The 4,014-nt window shown below is 35.4% G+C and carries 3 protein-coding genes; all 3 read left to right on the forward strand.

Annotated elements, in window-relative coordinates:
* On the forward strand, nucleotides 1-2,504 hold a 2,504-nt coding region (locus D6734_09340), incomplete at its 5' end, for a GHKL domain-containing protein (protein RMF93763.1).
* A 61-nt stretch (nucleotides 2,505-2,565) separates the two neighbouring features.
* Nucleotides 2,566-3,297, forward strand: coding sequence for an NAD-dependent deacylase (locus D6734_09345; GenBank protein RMF93764.1), 732 nt, complete (start codon nucleotides 2,566-2,568; stop codon nucleotides 3,295-3,297).
* A gap of 27 nt (nucleotides 3,298-3,324) precedes the next feature.
* The coding region (locus D6734_09350) for a class I SAM-dependent methyltransferase (protein ID RMF93765.1) at nucleotides 3,325-4,014 on the forward strand (690 nt) is incomplete at its 3' end.

Here is a 4,014-nt window from a genome sequence, read left to right on the forward strand (position 1 = left end):
AAGCAAAAGGAGAAAATCTCACTTTCAACATCTTAATAATTTTGACAAAATCCCATTCCTGCACTATAAAAACTTCAAATAAGATTATCATACTTTCAAGGCAATGGATTATGGAATACATTGAAAATATGATGCAGATATCATCCTATGAAGGCGCATTCTCTGAAAACAACAAGATTCTCATTATCGGAGACATTACAAAAGATTGGGGCGACAGCTTTATAAACATCTGTAATGAATACTGCCTCGACCTCTTCTTTGCAAAGGATGCAGATGAAGGCGAAAGACTTATCGAAAAATACGGTGAGTTTGCTGTCAATGTAATCCCTTACTCATCAGCCGATGATTCGTGCAAAAATTTCTACAGAAAGGTCCGAGAAAAATATGCTGAAACCTATATAGTCATAGTGACAGATATCCTTCATGCTGATGAAGCAAGGTCATTTTTCAAAATAGACAGCTTTGCCGCATGTATGATTCGGCCTATTAGAATGGAAAATTTCAGCATGATGGTAAAAAAACTTACTACAAAATTTAATCTCGTCAAACGTGAACAATTCACAATTGAAAGGTTAACGGAAAAGGAAATAGACCTTGAAATTATCTCTGTCATAACAAAAGACATAGTTTCATCTCTTAACTTCTCAAAGATAATAAAGATTGTCTTGGATGAAATCAAGAATAAGCTCCCCATCGATAAATGTTCCTATTTTGAAATAGATGAAAAAAACTATATCAGACATATTGAAAGCCGTGGAATTGATAACGATGTAATAAGCAAATTCCCATCGGGTAATGCCTATGACTTTGAATTATCCAGATATCTACTTGAATCAAAAAAAGAATTGTATATCGAAGATACTACACAACTGCCTGAAGGGAACATAAAAAAAGCGATGCACATTGCCAATATAAGCTCTGTCGCAATATTTCCTGTCTTATTCAAGGAAAGAGTTGCAGGATTTCTTTTCATATCTACAACAGAAAATGCAGAGGGGAAGCGCATAACACCCCGTCTTTTCAATATTATAAAAAGAATAACCGAACTTTTATCCATAGCCCTTTGGAATGCAACACGATATATGAATGTTTCAGATTTTAACAAAGAGCTTCTTCAGGAACTAAAGAAAACAAGTGAGCTTGGAAATCTCATTTGTTCAACTCTTGATTTTAATGAACTGTTAAAGGTTTCAATTGAAGGTATAAACGAGATGATACCCTGCGAAGCCCACACATTGCTAATTGTTGATAAAAAAACCGGAAAACTAAGCCATAATTACGGAACAGGAGGTGGAATTAACGACCTTCTAAAATATCAATCTCCTGATGAATTAGAACTTGCTAATTTTGTATTAAGGCAAAAGAAGAGCATCATAAGAAACGAAATGAAATCAGATGAAGTCCTTCCAAAAGATATGAAGATGAGGGAAAAAGTATTGGATGCATTGCCTGAAACTATAAATATTCTCTTGACACCTGTTATCTCAAAAGCTGAACCCTTAGGGGTAATAATAAGTATGAATAAAGTTGATGGAAAAAATTTTGAAGAAACTGATGCTGAATTGTTGTCGATTATTGCGGCTCAGATCGGAATTGCCACAGAAAATGCTATCCTTACGGAAGAAAGAAAACTTAAACTTGAAGACACTTCATTTAAGCTTGAACAAACACAGGCACAGCTCTTTCAGTCAGAAAAGATGGCTGCCCTCGGACAGTTGGCAGGAGGTGTTGCCCATGAAATCAATAATCCTCTTACAGGTGTTGTAACAAATCTTCAGCTCATAAACGACCTTGAAAAGATTGATGAAGAAAAATGTAATGCCTTGATTCAGCTATGTGAAAGAGAAATAAAGAATGCAGATGCTCTTGAAGAAATCAAATCCTTTTTCAACAAACTTTTAAAGATTGAGAAAAAGAAAGACAGATGGATTAATACTGCAGCCCTTGGAGGAAAGCGATGCAAACATATCGTAGAAAATCTTCTGGCTTTTTCACGACAATCGAGATCTGAAAAATATGACCATTTCAATATAAATGACTGTATTGAACAAACCTTGGAAATCATAGGCAATCAGTTTCAGGTAAAAAATGTTTCAATAGAAAAAAACCTCTCAAAGGATATTTATAAAGTTTATGGCAATATGGGTGAAATAAGTCAGGTCATTCTCAATCTTCTCATAAATGCTTTTCAGGCAATAAAGAAAAAGCCCGGAAAGATTACTATAACGACAAAAAACGAATCCAAAACCTTTATATCTATAAGAATCTCTGATACAGGATGCGGTATTCCGCCAGAGATAAAAGAGAAGATTTTTGAACCTTTTTTCACTACTAAGGAAGTAGGAGTTGGAACAGGTCTTGGACTTTCAATTGTGCATGGAATCATAGAAAAACATGGTGGATTGATTGAAATAGACTCGGAAATCGACAAAGGAACAACATTCATAATCAAACTTCCAACGGAAGGGAAAAAAGAGGATGAAGAGATTGAAGCTCGAGAATAACTCTTGAAATTCCCCTTCATTACATCTAAAAGTTCTCAAAAAAATCTTTCAAGCAACAACTATGGATAAAGAAATTCAAAAATCGGCAGATTTTATAAAAAATGCCAAAAAGGTTTCAGCGCTAACAGGCGCCGGAATCTCGGCAGAAAGCGGCATTGCGCCTTTTCGCGGAAACAATGGTATTTGGGAAAAGTATGATCCGGAAGAATACGCTTATATCGATTCTTTTTTAAAAGATCCTGCAAAAGTTTGGCAAATGATAAAAGAGCTCATCGATGTCATCTTTGAAGCAAAACCCAACAAAGGGCATTTAGCTCTTGCTGAAATGGAAAGATTGGGAAAATTGAGTTCTATCATAACTCAAAATGTTGATGGCCTCCATCAGGCAGCCGGGAGCAAAAGAGTAATAGAGTTTCACGGCAATAATATGCGGCTTCTTTGCTTGAAGTGTGGTAAGGTTGTAAAAACTGAAAAAGAACTTTACAAAGAAATACCTCCTAAATGCCAATGCGGCGGCATATTGAGGCCTGATGTAGTTTTTTTTGGAGAACCGATTCCACAAAGGGCAATCACAGAGTCTTATGCCGAAGCACGGTCCTGCGATATTATGCTTGTTATTGGAACATCGGCAATCGTAACTCCCGCCGCGGAAATTCCTGTTATAGCAAAAGACAGTGGAGCAAAGATCATAGAAATCAATTTGGAAAGCACTCCTCTGACAAACTACATTGCAGATATATCAATAATGGGCAAAGCAGGAGAAATACTTCCGGAAATTGTGAAGAGATTATAGTGAAAAGAATTATAATTACAAAGAATGATGAAGAATTCACCAAAAGACAAGAACAAAATTTGGAATGAAACCTTTTCTACAGGAGCATATTCTCTAAATACGCCTGATAAGTTGGTAATGGAATATACAAAGAAACTCCAAAGCGGTGAAAATGCCCTTGACATAGGCTGCGGATTGGGACGCCATATTCCAATATTATCTCAAAAATGGCGAAAAACATACGCCTTGGACATCTCTGAAAAAGCTATTGAGAATGCCAAAAAATACATAAAAAATTCAATGGTTCTTGTCTCAAAAGGCAATATGCTCTATCTTCCTTTTAAAGATAATACCTTCAATTTTATTCTTGCCTGGAGAGTGATTCATATAGGCACAATTTCCGAATGCAGAAAGACTATATCTGAAATATATAGAGTGCTAAAACCCGGAGGCAGATTATTTGCAAGCATAAGATCAATCAATAATACACTTTATCATCTCGGTATGAAAAATGGGGAAAAAGTCGAAGAAGGCAGTTTCATTCTCAAGGAAAAAGGAGTTGAAAACGCTATTTATCATTTCTTCGCAAAGGATGAAATAGAAAGAGAATTTTCAAAATTCACTATTGAAAATCTTAATGAAGTTGAACTTGAACATACATCATATACAGCAGGTGAAAAAGATTATAAAAATAGAACAAGAGATGTAAGGATTGTTATAGATAACAAAGATTATAAG

The organism is Candidatus Schekmanbacteria bacterium (genome assembly GCA_003695725.1).
GTDB lineage: Bacteria > Schekmanbacteria > GWA2-38-11 > GWA2-38-11 > J061 > J061.